The sequence below is a fragment of the Mycobacterium sp. UM_11 genome (assembly GCF_001414075.1).
Lineage (GTDB): Bacteria > Actinomycetota > Actinomycetes > Mycobacteriales > Mycobacteriaceae > Mycobacterium.
This window is the reverse complement of the sequence record NZ_LATC01000048.1, coordinates 1-18060: the sequence shown is the minus strand read 5'-3', so window position 1 is coordinate 18060 and position 18060 is coordinate 1. Positions and strand designations below refer to the sequence as shown.

Genomic DNA, 18060 nt, shown 5'->3' with positions numbered 1-18060 from the left:
ATGTTCACCTCCCGAACACCCTCGCCATGACCGAGCAGCCGGACAGCGGCGTCGAGCTCGGTCTGACCGGGCGGCCGCCGCGGGCGATCCCGGAACCGCAGCCGCGCACCTCGCACGGCCCGGCGAAGGTCGTCGCGATGTGCAACCAGAAGGGCGGCGTCGGGAAGACCACATCGACCATCAACCTGGGCGCCGCGCTCGCCGAATACGGCCGGCGGGTGTTGCTGGTGGACATGGACCCGCAGGGCGCGCTGTCCGCGGGGCTCGGCGTCCCGCATTACGAGCTGGAGAAGACCATTCACAACGTGCTGGTCGAGCCGCGGGTGTCGATCGACGACGTGCTGCTGCAGACCCGCGTCAAGCACATGGACCTGGTGCCCAGCAACATCGACCTGTCCGCCGCCGAGATCCAGCTCGTCAACGAGGTCGGCCGCGAGCAGACGCTGGGCCGCGCCCTGCACCCGGTGCTGGACCGCTACGACTATGTCCTGATCGACTGCCAGCCGTCGTTGGGGCTGCTGACCGTCAACGGGCTGGCGTGCGCCGACGGTGTGGTGATCCCCACCGAGTGCGAGTTCTTCTCGCTGCGCGGGCTGGCGCTGCTGACCGACACCGTCGACAAGGTGCGCGACCGGCTCAACCCGAAGCTGGAGATCAGCGGGATCCTGCTGACCCGGTACGACCCGCGCACGGTCAACTCGCGCGAGGTGATGGCCCGCGTGGTGGAGCGGTTCGGCGACCTGGTGTTCGACACCGTCATCACCCGCACCGTCCGCTTCCCGGAGACCAGCGTGGCCGGCGAGCCCATCACCACCTGGGCCCCGCGCTCGACGGGCGCCGTCGCGTACCGCGCGCTGGCCCGCGAGTTCATCGACCGATTCGGCGCGTGACGGCCAGCGCGAACGGTGAGGCGCCACCCAAGAACGGCTTTCAAGTCCGCCTGACCAACTTCGAGGGGCCGTTCGATCTGCTGCTCCAGCTGATCTTCGCCCACCGCCTGGACGTCACCGAGGTGGCGCTGCACCAGGTCACCGACGACTTCATCGCCTACACCCGCGAGATCGGCTCGCAGCTGGACCTGGAGGAGACCACCGCGTTCCTGGTGGTCGCCGCGACGCTGCTCGACCTCAAGGCCGCGCGGCTGCTGCCGGCCGGGCAGGTCGACGACGACGAGGACCTCGCGCTGCTCGAAGTGCGCGACCTGCTGTTCGCCCGGCTGCTGCAGTACCGCGCCTTCAAACACGTCGCCGAGATGTTCGCCGAGCTGGAGGCGACCGCGCTGCGCAGCTACCCGCGCGCGGTGTCGCTGGAGGAGCGGTTCACCGAGCTGCTGCCCGAGGTGATGCTGGGCGTCGACGCCGAGCGGTTCGCCCAGATCGCCGCGATCGCGTTCAGCCCGCGTCCGGTGCCGACGGTGGCGATCGGCCACCTGCACGAGGTTGCGGTCTCGGTGCCCGAGCAGGCCAAGAAGCTGCTGGCGATCCTCGAATCGCGCGGCAGCGGCGAGTGGGCCACGTTCTCCGAGCTGGTCGCGGACTGCGAGGCGCCGATGGAGGTGGTCGGGCGCTTCCTGGCGCTGCTCGAGCTGTATCGCAGCCGGGCGGTAGCATTCGACCAGTCGGAGCCGCTCGGCGTGCTCCAGATTTCCTGGACCGGGGAACGTCCGGTCAGCGAAGCCTTGGTAGAAGTGCGGGACGAATGATGAGCGAATCTGAGCCCGACGTCGACTTGGACGTCGGTATCCCGGACATCGCCGAGGCCGCGCCGATGGAGCCCGAGGAACTCGGCTCCGTGCTGGAGGCGCTGATGCTGGTTGTCGACACCCCCGTCACCGCCGAGGCGCTGGCCGCGGCCACCGAGCAACCCGTCTACCGGGTCGCCGCGCGGCTGCAGCAGATGGCCGAGGAACTCACCGAGCGCGACAGCGGCATCGATCTGCGCCAGAACAGCGAGGGCTGGCGGATGTACACCCGCGCCCGGTTCGCGCCGTACGTCGAGAAGCTCCTGCTGGACGGCGCGCGGTCCAAGCTGACCAGGGCCGCGCTGGAAACCCTTGCCGTGGTGGCCTACCGCCAGCCGGTGACCCGCGCGCGGGTCAGCGCGGTCCGCGGCGTCAACGTGGACGCCGTCATGCGCACGCTGTTGGCGCGTGGCCTGATCACCGAAGCAGGGGTCGACGATGACACCGGCGCCACGACGTTCGCCACCACCGACCTGTTCCTGGAGCGTTTGGGGCTGACGTCGCTGGCCGACCTGCCCGACATCGCCCCGCTGCTGCCCGACGTCGACACGATCGAGGACCTGAGCGAATCCCTGGACAGCGAGCCGCGTTTCATCAAGCTCGCGGGCGGCCAGGCGCCCGATCAGGCGCTGACGTTCGACGTGGACCAGGATTGATGGTCGAGACCGAAGGGATCCGCCTGCAGAAGGTGTTGTCCCAGGCCGGAATTGCGTCGCGGCGCGCCGCCGAGAAGTTGATCATCGACGGCCGCGTCGAGGTCGACGGTCAGGTGGTGACCGAGCTCGGAACCCGGGTGGATCCCGACGCCTCGGTGATCCGCGTCGACGGTGCCCGCGTCGTGCTCGACGAGTCGATGGTGTACCTGGCGCTCAACAAGCCGCGGGGCATGCACTCGACCATGTCGGACGACCGCGGCCGACCGTGCATCGGCGATCTGGTGGAACGCCGGGTTCGCGGCAACAAGAACCTCTTTCACGTCGGGCGGTTGGACGCCGACACCGAGGGACTGATCCTGCTGACCAACGACGGCGAGCTGGCGCACCGGTTGATGCACCCCTCCCACGAGGTGCCCAAGACCTACCTGGCGACGGTGACGGGGTCGGTGCCGCGCGGGCTGGGCAAGCGGCTCAAGGCGGGCATCGACTTGCACGACGGCCCCGCTCGGGTCGACGATTTCGCGGTGGTGGACGCCATTCCGGGCAAGACGCTGGTGCGGGTGGTGCTGCACGAGGGCCGCAACCGGATCGTGCGGCGGCTGTTGGGCGCCGCCGGCTTCCCGGTGGAGGCGCTGGTGCGCACCGACATCGGGCCCGTGTCGCTGGGCAAGCAACGGCCCGGCAGCATCCGGGCCCTGGGGCATCACGAGGTCGGGCAGTTGTATCAGGCGGTGGGCCTGTGACCTCCGACGTGGTGGTGGCCATCGACGGGCCCGCCGGGACCGGGAAGTCCTCGGTGTCAAGGGGATTGGCGCGCGCCCTGGGTGCCCGTTACCTGGACACCGGGGCGATGTACCGGATGGTGACGCTGGCCGTGCTGCGCGCGGGCGTCGATCCCGCGGACGCCGAGGCCGTCGGTCGGATCGGGTCGACCGCCCGGCTTTCGGTGGACGGCGACCGGTATTTCCTTGCCGGAGAGGATGTTTCGATAGAGATCCGCGGCGACGAGGTGACCCGCGCGGTCTCGGCGGTGTCGTCGGTGCCCGCCGTGCGCGCCCGCCTGGTCGGGCTGCAGCGCGAGATGGCCGAGGGACCCGGCAGCGTCGTCGTGGAGGGCCGCGACATCGGGACCGTCGTCCTGCCGGACGCGCCGGTGAAGATCTTCCTGACGGCGTCGGCCGAGACCCGCGCTCGGCGCCGCAACGATCAGAACGTCGCGGGCGGTCTGGCCGACGACTACGACGCCGTGCTGGCCGACGTCCGGCGGCGCGACCATCTGGATTCCACCCGGGCGGTGTCGCCGCTGCGCGCCGCGGCGGACGCGGTGGTCGTCGACACCAGCGAGATGACCGAGCCGCAGGTGATCGACCACCTGTTGGAGCTGGTCCGGCAGCGGAACGGGGCGGTGCGGTGACGTCCGACGGCACGTGGTCCGACGAAAGTGATTGGGATTCGGTCGGTTTCGACGTTGATGAGGCGGCGGAGCCCGGCCCCGCACCCGTCGTCGCGGTGGTCGGTCGGCCCAACGTCGGCAAGTCGACGTTGGTGAACCGGATCCTGGGCCGGCGCGAGGCGGTGGTGCAGGACGTTCCCGGCGTGACCCGCGACAGGGTGTCCTACGACGCGCTGTGGACGGGCCGCCGGTTCGTGGTGCAGGACACCGGGGGATGGGAGCCCGACGCGAAGGGCCTGCAGCAGCTGGTGGCCGAACAGGCGTCGGTGGCCATGCGCACCGCCGACGCGGTGATCCTGGTGGTCGACGCGACCGTCGGCGCCACCGCGGCCGACGAGGCGGCCGCGCGGATCCTGTTGCGCTCGGGCAAGCCGGTTTTCCTGGCCGCCAACAAGGTTGACAGCGAGAAGGGCGAGGCGGACGCGGCCGCGTTGTGGTCGCTGGGCCTCGGTGAGCCGCACGCGGTCAGCGCGATCCACGGTCGCGGCGTCGCCGACCTGCTCGACGAGGTGCTGGCCGCGCTGCCCGAGGTGTCCGAGGCGGCGCCCGCGCCGGGCGGCCCGCGACGCGTGGCGCTGGTGGGCAAGCCCAACGTGGGCAAGAGCTCGCTGCTGAACAAGCTTGCGGGAGATGAACGTTCGGTGGTGCACGACGTCGCGGGCACCACCGTCGACCCAGTGGACTCGCTGATCGAGTTGGGCGGCAAGGTGTGGCGCTTCGTCGACACCGCGGGCCTGCGGCGCAAGGTCGGCCAGGCCAGCGGGCATGAGTTCTACGCCTCGGTGCGCACCCACTCGGCGATCGACGCGGCCGAGGTGGTGGTCGTGCTGATCGACGCCTCCGAGCCGCTGACCGAACAGGACCAGCGGGTGCTGTCGATGGTGATCGAGGCCGGCCGGGCGCTGGTGCTGGCCTTCAACAAGTGGGACCTGGTGGACGAGGATCGGCGCGAGCTGCTGGAGCGCGAGATCGACCGCGAGCTGGTGCAGCTGCGGTGGGCGCAGCGCGTCAACATCTCCGCGCGGACGGGCCGCGCCGTGCAGAAGCTGGTGCCCGCGATGGAGACGGCCCTGGCGTCGTGGGACACGCGCATCCCGACGGGGCCACTGAACGCCTGGCTCAAGGAGGTGGTGGCCGCGACGCCGCCGCCCGTGCGCGGGGGCAAGCAGCCGCGGATCCTGTTCGCCACCCAGGCGACCGCCCGCCCCCCGACGTTCGTGCTATTCACGACCGGATTCCTGGAGGCCGGCTACCGGCGTTTCCTGGAGCGGCGGCTGCGGGAGGCCTTCGGCTTCGAGGGTTCGCCGATCCGGATCAACGTGCGGGTGCGCGAGAAGCGAGGAGCCAAGCGGCGCTGAGCTTTCGGGCTCTTGGCCCTGAGTGTGCGCCCAGGGCTTTGCGTGTGCACCCACGGCGGCAATCTGGCGTTCTTCCCGCCCTGAGCGCACACTCAACGCCCAGGATTCACACTGATCCCGCGAAGCGGGCGGCGCCACGGGCCGGCTACGAGCTCCGGGCGTCGATTTTCTTGTCGACGGCGTTCACGAATTGTGGCACCGCCGATCCCGACACGTTTCGTCCGCAGAGATCAAGGTCGATGACGACGTTGTTCCGGGCGCTGAGGGCGCGCTGGCAGTTCCAGCCCTGGGCCTCTTGAACCATGTCCATCGCGAGGATGCCCCCGGCCCGCGACACCGATCCCGTCTTCCAAAACACGTTGCGGGGATCATCGTTGTTGACGTTTCGGGTGTTGAGCTCGCGATTTGCGCACCTCTGCCAGTCCGTTGCGGCATTGCCGACGAAGTTGTTCGCGGATTGCGCGTCCGGGAAGGACACGACGGCTTGAATCAATCGCCATCCCTTGGCATCACCGTCGCCGAGCTCCTGGGTCCGAACCGCAGTCGAACCGGTCGTCCCGTACGCCTTCTGCTCGGCGGCTTTCAGCACACCGACGCAGTCCTCGTCGACGATGGGGGTGTCGGCCAGCTTGTCTTGAACCGGTTCGCCGGACAATCTTTCGGCGCCCACGGCATGGGCGGCTTCGTCCGCGCTCAGCAGGACGTCCGGGAGTGCGGAGGCGGCCACGGTGCCGCCGCCCGACTGGGCCGGCTGGTACACGATGACCGCGATCACCAGCCCGACCGTCAGCGCCGCGGCGGCGCCCGTCAGCCACCACCACCGCGCGAGCGACCCACCGGAGCGGCCAGGGGCCGGCGCCGGGTTCGGCCAGAACGGCGGGTGTCCGGGAGGGTTCTGGTACCCAAACGGTGGCGCGTAACCCGGGCCTGCCGGTGGCCTGCCTCCCGGGCCGCTGCCCCAGTCGCCTGGAGCGCTCATGGCTTACCTCCGGGGCTGTTCACGAGGTGGGGATCCGGGAGGCGACTTTGTTGACGAGTTCGGGGGCTCGAGTGCTGCCGCCGTAATCGCACACCCTCATGTCGATCACGACGTTGCTGCGCGGCATTAAGGCGCGCTGGCAGCCCCACCCGGTCCCGCCGCTCTTGTCCCAGGAGACGAGCAGCGTGTTGTCGACGACCCGAGGGTCGCCGACGGCGATGGTGCCGCCCTCGTGGCGGTTCACCAAAACGTCGGTTCGAGCGCAGTGATCCCACTTCTTCGTGAGGTCCTCGAAGACGGCGCCGGCGTCTTTCGCGGTCGGAAAGGCCACCAGCGACTGCAGGGTCAACTTCACGTACACGTCACCCGGCCCGTGCAGTTCGGCCGACTGCGCGTCGATGAAGCGGGTGTCGCGATAGACCTGCGCCATGCCCGGGGCCCAGATGCCGGCGCAGTCGGGCGGGTCGGCGGTATCCATGAACAGGCCGTTGTTGCTCTGGTAGAGCGTCATTCCCTGGATGTGCAGGATGTCGCCGGCCTCGGCCGGAGTCAACAGAAGATTCTTCAGGTCTTCCGGGTGAACCAGCCCCGGTGTCGTGGGCACCGACAGCCCGGGCGGCTCGCGGTGTGACGACGCCGATGCATCCGAGGTCATCACACGGCTGATGAGGATGATGCCCAACACGGTCGAGGCGACCGCGAAAATGGCCGTCGTGACCATCAACCATCGTTTGGCGCCGGGTGCTGGGGCTGGCTGCGGGCTTGGCGGCCACGGAGGCGGCGGGCCGACGGGCCCCGGCTGGTAGCCGCTCCATGGAGGTTGCCCCGGCGCATAGGGAGCGCCGGGCGGGCCGACGTGATAGGCGCCAGGCGGCAGGGAATTGCCCGGATTCGGCGGCGGCTCGTTACCTGCCACGCGCCGCACCGTTCGCCATCATTGCGGTCGTCCCCCCGGAGTTGGTCAGCGAGCACAGCGGCCCGCCTGCGTTCGTGCACAGGAGTCTAGATCCCGACGGGGACTGGCGTTTACGGTTTCTCGGCCCGCCCGATCGCCGGGTCGGGCGGAGGCCGCTTCGCCGAGTTGCGGGCCGTCTGCGGTAGGCTTTCGACCTGCTGCCGCCGATTCGGGCGGCATCCGGGCTGTGGCGCAGTTTGGTAGCGCACTTGACTGGGGGTCAAGTGGTCGCAGGTTCAAATCCTGTCAGCCCGACGCAGGTGAGAGGCGGTTTTTGACCGCAATCGGCCAGTCAAGAATGGGCCGCACCCCAGCCCGTACCCCGACCAGGATCACGTGTTTGAAGTTGGTCGTACGACCGGAAGTGTGAAATGGCCTGGCTCCACCCCTTAAGAGATGAGGGAGTGAAAGAGTCGCTCCCCGATCGAGAAGGGAGGCCCTAAATGGGCAACGTCAACGTCAAGCGCCGCTACCTCGGCGACGGAACAGTCGCGGTTCAGATCAACGACGGCACCGAATTCCTGGTGGATGTGACTCGATGGCACGATCCGGTGCAGCGGCAGTCGATCATCGCCGCCGAGACCGGGCCGGAACCGCAGCCCTGGTGGGGTGCGCTGACCCAGTAGCTAGGTTCAGAGTCCGAGGCGACCCGCCAGGCCGTCGATCGCGGCCCTGGCGGTGTCGTCGCTGGTGTGTCCGTACACGTCGCCGGTGATCGCGATCGATGAATGCCCAAGCAGGTCAGCGACCGCCTTGATGTGCACGCCCGCTTCCAGCCAGGCGACGGCCGCGCTATGTCGCAGGGTGTGCACTCCGACGTCGGCGACGCCTGCCGCCTTGGCCGCGACCTCGATGACCCGCAGCAGATTGCGCGGGTCGACCGGCCCACCCTGCTCGGTGCAGAACACCAGACCCGAGTCTTTCCACACGTTCGCCGCGGCCATGCGCTCTTCGAGCTGGGCGGCCCGGTGCTTGCGGAGCATCGCCACCACCGCGGCGCGGAGCGGGACGGTCCGCCGGGACCGCTCGGTCTTGGGTTCGCGGATCACCAGCCGGTCACCGATGCGACCCAGTGTGGCGGTGACCTTCAGCAGCCCGGCGTCCAGGTCCACGCGGTCCCAGGCCAGGCCCAGCGCCTCGCCCTTGCGCAGACCGGTCGCCGCGATCAGCACCAGCGCGGGGTGGTAGCGGGAGTCCTCAGCGGCCTTGAGGACCGCGATGGAAGAGTAACCGAGGAGGACGGTCACCGCCTTGAGGTTTGCCTAGCACTCCAGCCAGGTCACCGTGGCACTTTGGCGCAGCGTGCGGACACCCATTTCGGACATGCCCGTCTGCGCGGAAAAGCACGCGCCGATTCAGCTTTCGGGCGCGAACCGGATCAGGAGGGTGCGGCGGTGCCTTCTCCCTCGCCGTCGCTGACGGTGAGGAGTTGCCCGCCACTGGGATTCAGAAACGAGGCCTTGATCTCCTCGACGCCATAGCGCAGATATACGGCCAGACGGGTGAGGCGGATTTCGGCCAGGAACCTTCCGGAACAGTCGACCGCCGTCCTATCACCGTCGGGAGCAATCAGCACCAGGTAGTCCCGATTTGTGTCGCTGTACCGCGCAACGTAATCCTGATCTGGTTCACCGAGCTGCGCGAGGTAGTCCCGATTCGCGGCGACGAACCGCGCGAGGTGGTCCTGACCCTCGTCGGCAAGCGAACCGACCCTGAAGCCGTCAGGTAGGGGTTCGGCCAGCTTCGCCTGCGCCAGGTCGCTGTAATACCTAATGTCCGAGCCGAAAGATCCGTAGAGAAACGTCTCTATTGTCAACAACGAAGGTGCAGCGAGTTCCAGTTGTTCCGGCCCCATCCGGTTTGAGCGGGTGACACGGAACCGACCGTCATTGCCCGCACCAATGAAGTAGCGGATCTCACTGTTACTGGTCGAAAAAACTGCTCGACCATACTGATCGGACGGAGTTAGAGAATAGCGAGCGTCCGATGCCCATTCCCGGAGGTCGCTAGAGACCTCAAGGCCACCAGCCATGGCGCCACCTGTCATTGCAGGACCTCGGCGTCAATCAGTTCGTCGATGCTCAGTTCTTCGTCAATTTCCGTGAGGAATACCAGGCTCACCCAGCGGCCGGGCTGACCCAATGCGGGCGCTGTGTCCATAACACGAATCTTCCACCCCAGGGGCAGGTTGCCCGGTACCAGCGTATACGTGAGAGGCTTCCCGTATAGCGAGTCATAGTGGATGGCACGTGCTTCATAGGAGGCGGGGATTCGGTTCCCCTCCGGTCCCTCATAAATCAACGCCATAAACGCGCCACTCGGTGGTCCGAAACGATCCATCATTTGGCCGAATTCGTGAACAAATTGTATGTCGTCGGTGTAGTCCACCTTGGTACGCATGACCGCGCCCTGGTTGGGCGGCCAGGCTACGGCGTGTTCGCCCTTGGGGCCCAGCTTGTGAAACCGCTCTGCGTAATCCCGCTCGCTGTATGCCGCCCCGCCGGGTGCGCGGCCGTACGGGGCAGTCCGGTCACAGCGCAGCGTGTCCGCAATGGGATCGACGCGCGTCTCGTCGAAAGGGTCGTGGCCCGGATCCCAATCCAGGCGCGGGGTACCGTGGGGAGGTTCGTCCAATCTGGGGGGGTCATCTTTCGCCCGCACCCAACCGGGACCCGAAGGCGCCGCTGAATGCAGGTGTGCCCAACCGCGCGGATGCGGAAGCGCTGCCACGTCAGGTACCGGGTTGTTGCGGCATGCTCAGGACACGCCCAAGAGTCGGTCGGCTGGCCCATTTCGCGTCAGCGGTCGCCACCGCCGAGCGCCTGCCCCTGGGATTTACTGCCATCGTGTGCGTGTTGATGGTCAATGGGTGCTCCTCGGTGGTGCACGCTTTGTCCGGCGGTCCTGGACGGTCGAGCCCGTCCAGCATAAGGTACCGAGGCGACCTCGTAGCTGATCTGTCGTCTAAGTCGGGCTGAAGCGGAAATCACGATACGGCCAGGCCAGCGCCCCAAAATAGTCGGCAGTACCGTCAGTCACCATGCCGGAGCGCCTGGCGACGCCACGCCAAGCGGGACCTGGACCGGGAACGCCGAAGCATCGGGCAACTTGCATCGAATGCATTACTCCGGCGAACAGCATAGTGACTTGCTTGTACTCGTCCGGTGTCGTGGCAGTCGCCACCGGCGCGCCGCACTTGTTGCGCGACTTCGCGTTCGTCTGGGGAAGGACGAACTCTAGGTGGTCTGGTCGCCAATGGGGTCGGGGTCGAGCCCTTCAGGTATCAGTTTGTTTTCGAGTTGCTCGGCCCGCGTGTCCCATCCGTCATTGACGCCTTCTGCTTCGTCGAGTAGGGCGCGCGCGCGCAGGGCGCCGAGTTCGTGCCACGGCAGGGAGTGGGCGCCGGTGGAGAGGTGTAGGGCCATGTCGGCGGCATCACGTCCAAAATGGAGATGTTTTGGGTCGGGGCTGGCGGCGAAGGAATTTACCGCAATGTGGGCGCGCATGGTTTGCGCCGCTACCTGGATTGGGATTAGCCCGCCTGCTGCAGCGATAGCAAGCGCCTCGGTCACGTGGTCGTTTGCCAGGACGAGATCCCCGGTTTGGCGTGCATGGTCGGCGGCGGCCGTCAACGCATCCGCCAGTTCGATCATGACGTCGCCGTCGCGGAAGGTTTGCACCGCGGCGCTGAGGTGGTCTGCGGCGCTGATTAGGTCGCCTTCGGCGAGGTCCAGACGGGCCATCAACACGCTGCAGCGGGCAACGTCCAATCCTCTGTTCAAGCGTTGGCTCAGATCGCGGATGCGGCCGGTAAGCCGGCGCGCCGGGCCGCTCCGGCGGGTCCTGGCCAAGAACTCACCCCACCGAATCGCTGCGACCGGGGAGATTTGGTCGGTGCTGTGGTGGTTGGCAGCTTCGGTGCGGCAGGCATCCAGGAAATGCCGTTCAGCCTTGCCGGTGTTTCCACCCATGCCGGCTACCCACGCAAGCCACGCGTGCGAATCGCTGATCTGCTCAGCGTCGTTGGCGGTTTTGGCATGCGTGAGCGCATCCGTGGCCGCTCGCTCCGCCGCCTTCACCTGACCTTGTCGGGCCAAACATGCGGCCAGGCTCTGCAACCAGATTGATAGGTCTGTCGGAGTGATCTCCGCTTCGAAATGGATTGTGTCGTTAAGAAAGTCGACGCCGGTGGCTACGTCGCCCGCATACATGGCAAATACCCCGGTCATTCCCAGGTACTCGAGCAGAAGGGAGTCGCCGAGGTGGGCCCGGCATGCGTCGCGTCGGGCGGGGTTGGCGACAAAAGCGGTGGTGGCGCGTTGCCCGAGCCGCACCGCGGGCAGGTCGTACCACACCCAGTGGTGGCGCGTGCGCGCAACGTACAGGTCGTGGGCGGCGCCCCACTGGTCGGCGTCGATAAGTAACTCGACGGCCTCGACGAGAAGTTGTGCCTGAGCGCGGTCACTGGCAGGGCCGGAGTAAGTCTCGGTAAGTGTGATATCCACAGCGGTCCGCGCCGCGCCGATCGCGAGAGGCCGGAAGGTTTGGCGGACGAGGGGATGGGCGGTGATGGTGGCGTCTGGATGCCAAGTCAGTAGTCCGGCGAGCGGTCCCTGAACCGCTTCCTGCACCCGTGTTTTGTCCCAGTCGGTCAGTAGCTCCCCGAATGTCTCGTGCGCGGTGACGGTGAGCAGTTGTTCGGCGGTGACCGGGTGGACAAACAGAGACACAGCGGCGACCAGGTACCGGTCGGCCTCGCTGAGTTGTTCCGCATAGAAGTTGAGGACTTGGGCCACCTTCGACTCGGTGGTTCTTGAGCTGGCGAGTTGGTTGAACAAGTCGTTAGCGGTGGTGGCCGCGCCGGCGCGCTCACTGAGCATGGCGGCGATAGTGGTGAGGGCCAGTGCGTGGCCGTCGACCTCTGCCACAAGTCGGCGACGCTGCTCGTCATCGAGCGCATCGGGATTCGTTGTGGCGAGGAGCGCTGCGCCCTCGGTTGGCGTGAATGGGGGCACGTCGAGCATCCGCGCCGAGCTGCCGTCGAAGCCCTGCAGGTCAGCAAAGGGAAATCGGCTGGTCAGCACAACCAACGAGTTGTGCTCGACGCGACATAGTGTGGTAAGGACCTCCCGTAGGGTGCCATCGAGGAGTCGGCCGTATGTGTCGCTGCCCGGTCCTTCCTGCGCTATTTCGAGTCCATCGAGCACTAACACCATCGGGACAGCAGATGCCGCGGCCACCACGGCTGCGGCCAAATTTTCGCTCGGTTCTACCGCATCCTGGTGGGGAGCCCATTTCAGGAGCGCCCGGGCCCAGTGATCGGCAGACGGATCGGCGAAAAAGCTCCACCCGAACAGACCCCATATTCCGGAGCGGCGGGTGGCGCCGCCGGCTTCCTGCAGCCAATGTGTAACCAGAGCGGTTTTCCCGGCCCCACCCCATGCGGTTACGCCCACCAACCGCACTGAGGGGTCGGCGGCCCACCGATCCAGTCGCGCCAACTCCTCGGCCCGGCCCGTGAAAGAGCGCGCCCGCTCCTCTCCATGCACCCACCGCACCTCCATCTTCCGCGCCGGGCTCGCGAGCGGACCCCGAGTGCTCGGCTTCGACACAGTCGTCGTTTTGCCGGTCGGTGTCGGAGTCGACGCGATGGCAAGCGGTTCCGCCGGCCGGTATTGGTTGTCGGTGACCGTCGCAAGCAGCTTTTGGAGGGCGCTGTGGTCGTGGTTAGGTGCCGGGTAAAGCACCAGCTCGCTGAGGTAGCTGATCTCCGCTATATCGCGCAGTGTCTCCGGGTCGTGCCCGCGTCCCGGATCCCAAGACATTATCGCTACATGCCGCGGTGCGGCACCCGGCTCCGTCCGTGTGCCAGCGTGTTCGGCGACCTCCCGCAGCACTGCGTTGATGCGTTGGTCGGCGAAGCTAAACCCGATCCAGACCAGATGTCCGGTCCGCATCATTTGCTGCAAGACATCCGCTAGCTTGCTGCCCGCGTATGCGCGTCGGAAATCGGTGGTGGCAAGCACCATTGCGTCGGGCTCGTTGTGGTGGCCGTGTGCGAATAATACAGGCAACTCGTGCTTATCGAAAACGTCACCGGTATACCAATCATCCAGTGGGAGTTCGTCGTTCCAGGAAGTGAACCCTGTTGCTGACGCGGACGTTCGTACCCGCATCCGAGCGTCTACGATCCCCGGGTCGTAGTTCGTGGTCACGACCGCCTTAAACGCGCACCGGCACACCAACTCCTGGATAGGTGTCCAGGTCCGGTTTGATTCCGGGTCCGTACGCACCTTGAACGTCTTGCTCAATGCCGACCGGTATTGAGCAAGACCCAGGCGCCGGCGCAGCACCTCGACCGCGGCGTCCGGTTGTTTATCGGCCAATTGACGGCATGTTTCGGCCGCTCCCGTTGGCAATCCTCGTTCCACCGCAGCGTCGATCAGCTGCCCGATTACAGTACCCCAGAGCGGATATATCGGCGTGGATGCGCCCGCGCCAAGGAAGGCCACTGCCTTACCCTCGGCAAGATACCGGCGCAAGTCGTTGAGTCCGGGCGCATTCACCGCACGCAACTTCTCCGCCTGGTCTTGCGGCAATGCACTAAGGTAGGCGCTCGGATCCATTGGAGTCATCGGGTTATCGGGTGTTTCACTTACCGTCATTACGGCCTCCCGTACCTCTCACGACCGGATAGGAACGAAATGCTGCGGCCGGTCCATGTCATAGTTGATGACTTTGGTCAGCGCGTTGATGAGGGCCAGGTGCGTGAAGGCCTGCGGGAAGTTGCCGTAGTGGCGACCGGTCGTCGGGTTGATCTCCTCGGCATACAAGCCGAGTGGCCCAGCGAAGGCCAAGAGCTTCTCGCACAGCGACCGCGCCCGCTCGCTATCCCCAAGTTCGGCGAACGCGGATGCCAGCCAGAAAGAACAGATGGTGAAAGTTGATTCGTCCTGGCGGTCGAGTCCGTCGTCGGTCGTTTCGACGCGGTAGCGAAGCACCAAGCCCTGGTCAGTGAGTTCGTCCGCGATGGCGTCGACCGTCGCGCGCACTCGCTTGTCGTTTCGTGGAAGGAAGCGAACCAGTGGCATCAGCAGCAGCGACGCGTCGAGTTCTTCGGAGCCGTAATACTGAGTGAAGACGTTGCGGTGATCCACGCCGTGTTTGCAGATATCGGCCTTGATTTCTTTCGCGGCTTTCGCCCATCGTGCGGCCCGAACCGAATCGCTTTGTCGCTCAGCCAATCTAGCGCCTCGGTCGGCTGCCACCCAGCACATCAACTTCGAAGAGGTGAAATGTTTAGGTTCGCCGCGGACTTCCCAGATGCCGCGGTCAGGCTCTTTCCAGTTCGCCAGCGCGGCATCCACTTGCGGAACAAGGAGGCCCCAGATGCGCGCGGACAGATGGTCGTCGCAATCCTTGAAGTGGAGCCACACCGAATCCGCGATCGCGCCCCAGACATCGTGCTGACGTTGGCAATATGCCGCGTTTCCTACCCGAACCGGCTGGGCCCCTTCGTATCCCGGTAGGTTGATTTCGTGCTCTTCGAGTTCGCGCTCGCCGGCGATCCCGTAAAGCACTTGGAGGTCACCTTGTTCCGCGGCATCGGCGACGAAGGCGAAAAAGTCGTCAGCTTCCCGCTCGAGCCCTAGCGTGTAGAGGCTCCACAACATGAATGTGGAGTCGCGGATCCAGCTATACCGATAGTCCCAATTCCGGTTGCCTCCAGGCGATTCGGGCAGCGAGGTCGTCGCCGCTGCTAGCATCGCCCCGGTCGGGGCGTACGTAAGTCCCTTCAGCGTGAGAGCGGAGCGCTGGAGATGAGATCGCCATGGGTGATCGGGAAACGTTCCGTGGCCAAGCCACTCGCGCCAATAGCAGTCTGTGGCCTGGATCAGAGCATCCGCCTGCGCTGCGTTGGACGGACCATTCGCGTTCTCCCAAGCCACCGAGAGGAAGGTCTGTTCTCCTGCATAAAGGGTGTGGCGCGCCTCGAGTCGCCGATCCTCGATCCCAAGCCGAAGATCGCTGCGCACCTGCAACTTCGGTTGACTCTCTGCGGCTTTGGTGACGGCTTCGTGGTAGCCCAGTCCATACCAGGCCCACACGGCATCGACTGTCCCGTAGCTAAACACGGGTTCGCACACGGCTTCGACGTCCACCCTGCCGTGGGTGCATCGAGCCAGCCGAACGAGGATGTGGCTGGCGCGATTGTCGCGGGGGGCGCGCTTGTAATCCGGTGCGCGCTCTGCCTCGACCCACGGCCCGACAATAAGCGCGTCGACGACCGTCAGCCACCCGGTGGAGGTATGCCAAGTGGTCTCGAGCACGAGTGTGCCCGGTAGGTAACGGCGCGCGGTCGGCACCGCCGCGTCGGCCGGGCCAAGTCGGCAGCCGCCCGCGTTGCGGCCCAGTAGTGAACCGAACACGCTGGGGCTATCCGGTCGGGGTAGACAAAGCCACTCGATGTTGCCGCCTGGCGCGACCAGGGCGCAGGTTTCGGTATCGGCCAAGAATGCGAGTTCGGCGATAGGGGGGAATGCGCTCCCAGTCATTCCGATCCTTCAGCGAGAGCCCTGTGCCCGGCAGCGGTGATCACGACGGCGGTGCCGGGACGGGAGTGCCGATTATGTGATGGACTGCGCGAATGGCCAGCGCCACACTGGTCAGCGTAGGGTTGCAGGCGTTGGCAGTGGGCAGCAGCCCATTTCCGCCCAGATAGAGGTTGTCAAAACCCCACACCCTGGAGTACGGATCGACGACCGAGGTGTCGTCGTCCTTGGGCCCCATGCGGCTGGTGCCCTCCAGGTGCAGTGAGCTTCCTGGCGGAAGAAAGCGGGGTTCCGCCCCGACGAGGAAGCCGCCGAGCGCCTGAGCCGCCTCAAGCATGTCGCTCATCATGGCGTGCGCCCGTCGCCGGTCGGCGTCGCCGAGGGTGAACTCGAAGGTGGGCCGGGGCATTCCGAACTTGTCGCGGAGGTCGTCCTCGAACCATACCCGATTGTTAACATTTGGTTCGACCATGCCGAACCAGCGCAGATCCACTACGAGACGGTCATCTATATCGGGCGGCAGCGCCCCATATTGGAAGGAGTCGCGGTGAATCTGGCAATGCCAGGGCCGGCCGTCGGATACCGGAATCCACACCATCGGGGGCGGATCATGCATGGGAATCGGCACCGGGTCCTTTTCCGCCTCTAGAGCATCCCGTTGTTCAGCCGACAGGCGCGACCACAGGCTTTGCACGAGGTCCTCACGCAGTACAACCTGGGTGAAGGCCATCGGGTGCTCGGTGAGATACCGGCCGAGCGCGGTTGGGCGAACGCCGGAGGCCCACAACAATTGCGGTGTGAGGACAGCGCCACCGGCCACCACCACCAGATCGACGTGAATGCGTAAGGTCCGCCACCGGATCAAATCCTCGACAACTGCGTGGTCCACCCGGCCGTTCTTATGCACCAAGGTGGTACAGCGGTGTTGCTCGAGAATCCGAAAACGCCCGGCTCCGTGCGCGTTTGGGTCATCGGCGAGCGGCCCAAGGATGGTGTCGGTGCCGGTGAAGTGGACGAACTCGTCGTTGACGGTGCTGCGTTCACCCGCCGTCGGCAGGCTCTGAGGGCCGAAACCTTTCGGGAGGCCCGGGTAATGCTTGCTGAGCGCATCGATCACCGCCGCGTGACGGACGGAACCATCGAATACGTCCGAATTTGTGTTGAGCAACGCTTCGGCGCTTCCGTATAGGACATCCCACTCCGCGTCGTCGATAAAGTCCAGGCGCTCCATCGTGGGGTGCTGACGGGGGGTGTTGTTCGTCCAGTGGGTGAACATTCCGCCCACACCGTAGGAGACGGCTGCGGCTTCGAGGTTCTTGTCGGGGTCTTGACGGGGATTGTGCGCACTTCGGATCGAACGGCCGGCTCGGAATGACAGTGGATCGATGACTGTGCGGCGCGCTCCCACCGGGGCGACCGACACCGGATTCAGAAGGCCCTGCACGATGGGAGTGAAACGATCCAAGTCCCGCTGGTAGACGAATGCGTTCTTCAGGTGCTCCCCGGGACGCGCCGAATGCTGCGCCCCCGCATCGATGACGATCACCTTTCGCCCAGCTTCGACCAACGTGCGCGCGAAGGTGGCGCCGATCGGGCCGGATCCCACTACCAGAACGTCTGCCTCAAGGACCGATTCATCGGTCATGTCGCCCCCTTCAGGCTTGAGCCTCGGGAATCGCCACTGCGTGTAAAGGAGCGTAAGACACCTTCGCGTCGCGTACCTAGGAATTCTCGACGTACCGTTGTCCGAGTGCCGTCCGTCCTAAGCGGACTTTGCGGCGCAAAGCACGGCCTAATCCCGCCGGATCAGCCCAAAGACCTCTCATTCAACAAGACCCGCAACGGCATGCGCTTCAGAGACAACACTTTGATCAAATGCAAAACGGCGCCAGGCTGGGAAACCCCAGCGCACGTTAGGGCCGATAGATCAGCCAATCGCCGCAACGCGAACCGATAGATGACGCGGCCGGACACCAGCGTTTTCGCCTTCGCTAATCGGTCACCGCGTGCCGAAGGCGAAAACCGCTGTTGATTCATAGGTCTGGCCCGGGTTGAGTGCGGTGGTCGGGAAGTTCGGTTGTTCGGCGAATCGGGGTAGTGCTGTGTCTCGATGGGGAATGCCGCGCCCTGCCGGTAGATGTGCCCGCTGGTGCCTGTGAACGCCCCTTTCGATGAAGTTGGGCGTGTAGAACTGCACAGCTGGCTCGGTTGTGGTCAGCGTGCGCCCCGTCCGCGGGTCCTCGGCCTTGGCCGCTTGCACCAGTCCGGCGTTGTCGTCGCGGTTGATCACCCAGTTGTGGTCGTAACCGTGGGCCAGCAACAGCTGCGGGTCATTGGCGGTGATACGCGCGCCGATCGCGGTCGGT

At 66.0% G+C, this 18060-nt stretch carries 15 protein-coding genes, 1 tRNA gene and 1 pseudogene; 8 read left to right on the top strand and 9 right to left on the bottom strand.

The window, feature by feature from the left end; genetic code table 11:
- Positions 1-26 precede the first annotated feature (26 nt).
- The 6 genes from WU80_RS13800 to der are packed head-to-tail and all read left to right on the top strand — an operon-like array spanning position 27 to position 5208.
- Positions 27-890, top strand: coding sequence for a ParA family protein (locus tag WU80_RS13800; protein ID WP_055404433.1), 864 nt, complete (start codon positions 27-29; stop codon positions 888-890).
- A complete protein-coding gene (locus tag WU80_RS13795) occupies positions 887-1702 on the top strand; it encodes a segregation/condensation protein A (protein WP_055404435.1) in 816 nt (271 codons plus the stop codon). Before WU80_RS13800 ends, WU80_RS13795 begins: the two co-directional genes overlap by 4 nt.
- Positions 1702-2397: an SMC-Scp complex subunit ScpB gene (gene scpB / locus WU80_RS13790; protein WP_055404437.1), complete on the top strand. Its 696-nt coding sequence runs from the start codon at positions 1702-1704 to the stop codon at positions 2395-2397. Before WU80_RS13795 ends, scpB begins: the two co-directional genes overlap by 1 nt.
- The gene (locus WU80_RS13785; protein WP_055404439.1) at positions 2397-3140 is read left to right on the top strand and encodes a pseudouridine synthase; all 744 of its coding nucleotides are present in this window, start codon (positions 2397-2399) and stop codon (positions 3138-3140) included. The genes scpB and WU80_RS13785 overlap by 1 nt, the downstream gene beginning before the upstream one ends.
- Complete coding sequence (gene cmk / locus WU80_RS13780; RefSeq protein WP_055404441.1) at positions 3137-3811, top strand: (d)CMP kinase; 675 nt, start codon at positions 3137-3139, stop codon at positions 3809-3811. Before WU80_RS13785 ends, cmk begins: the two co-directional genes overlap by 4 nt.
- Entirely contained in the window at positions 3808-5208 is a 1401-nt protein-coding gene (gene der, locus WU80_RS13775; protein ID WP_055405773.1) for a ribosome biogenesis GTPase Der, read from the top strand. Before cmk ends, der begins: the two co-directional genes overlap by 4 nt.
- 145 nt (positions 5209-5353) lie before the next feature.
- On the opposite strand, the gene WU80_RS13770 is transcribed toward der, so the two are convergent.
- Together WU80_RS13770 and WU80_RS13765 are read right to left on the bottom strand one after the other, a co-directional pair.
- Positions 5354-6187: a sensor domain-containing protein gene (locus tag WU80_RS13770; RefSeq protein ID WP_082459982.1), complete on the bottom strand. Its 834-nt coding sequence runs from the start codon at positions 6185-6187 to the stop codon at positions 5354-5356.
- Between the two features lie 19 nt (positions 6188-6206).
- Positions 6207-6908 (bottom strand): sensor domain-containing protein, encoded by a 702-nt coding sequence (locus WU80_RS13765; protein ID WP_055405128.1) that lies wholly within the window; start codon positions 6906-6908, stop codon positions 6207-6209.
- A gap of 415 nt (positions 6909-7323) precedes the next feature.
- Here WU80_RS13765 and WU80_RS13760 point away from each other — a divergent pair.
- Together WU80_RS13760 and WU80_RS13755 are read left to right on the top strand one after the other, a co-directional pair.
- Positions 7324-7397: transfer RNA gene (locus WU80_RS13760), tRNA-Pro, on the top strand.
- A 188-nt stretch (positions 7398-7585) separates the two neighbouring features.
- Entirely contained in the window at positions 7586-7768 is a 183-nt protein-coding gene (locus WU80_RS13755) for a hypothetical protein (protein WP_055405127.1), read from the top strand.
- A gap of 6 nt (positions 7769-7774) precedes the next feature.
- Here WU80_RS13755 and WU80_RS13750 read toward each other — a convergent pair whose 3' ends face one another.
- The 7 genes and pseudogenes from WU80_RS13750 to WU80_RS13720 form a co-directional block, all read right to left on the bottom strand.
- The gene (locus WU80_RS13750) at positions 7775-8389 is read right to left on the bottom strand and encodes a site-specific integrase (RefSeq protein WP_055405126.1); all 615 of its coding nucleotides are present in this window, start codon (positions 8387-8389) and stop codon (positions 7775-7777) included.
- A 131-nt stretch (positions 8390-8520) separates the two neighbouring features.
- Positions 8521-9174, bottom strand: a complete 654-nt coding sequence (locus WU80_RS13745; protein WP_197281319.1) for an Imm61 family immunity protein — start codon at positions 9172-9174, stop codon at positions 8521-8523.
- An 11-nt stretch (positions 9175-9185) separates the two neighbouring features.
- On the bottom strand, positions 9186-9776 hold the full coding sequence (locus WU80_RS13740; protein ID WP_055405124.1) for a glycohydrolase toxin TNT-related protein: 591 nt from the start codon (positions 9774-9776) through the stop codon (positions 9186-9188).
- Positions 9777-10378: 602 nt separating this feature from the next.
- The gene (locus tag WU80_RS13735; RefSeq protein WP_197281318.1) at positions 10379-13741 is read right to left on the bottom strand and encodes an SIR2 family protein; all 3363 of its coding nucleotides are present in this window, start codon (positions 13739-13741) and stop codon (positions 10379-10381) included.
- A gap of 84 nt (positions 13742-13825) precedes the next feature.
- Positions 13826-15697 carry a glycoside hydrolase family 15 protein gene (locus tag WU80_RS13730; protein ID WP_055405122.1) on the bottom strand — a complete coding sequence of 624 codons (1872 nt, stop codon included), beginning with the start codon at positions 15695-15697 and terminating at the stop codon, positions 13826-13828.
- A 40-nt stretch (positions 15698-15737) separates the two neighbouring features.
- Positions 15738-17339 carry a GMC oxidoreductase gene (locus WU80_RS13725; RefSeq protein ID WP_055405121.1) on the bottom strand — a complete coding sequence of 534 codons (1602 nt, stop codon included), beginning with the start codon at positions 17337-17339 and terminating at the stop codon, positions 15738-15740.
- Positions 17340-17693: 354 nt separating this feature from the next.
- Positions 17694-18060 (bottom strand): annotated as a pseudogene (locus tag WU80_RS13720) (galactose-1-epimerase); the annotation flags it as partial.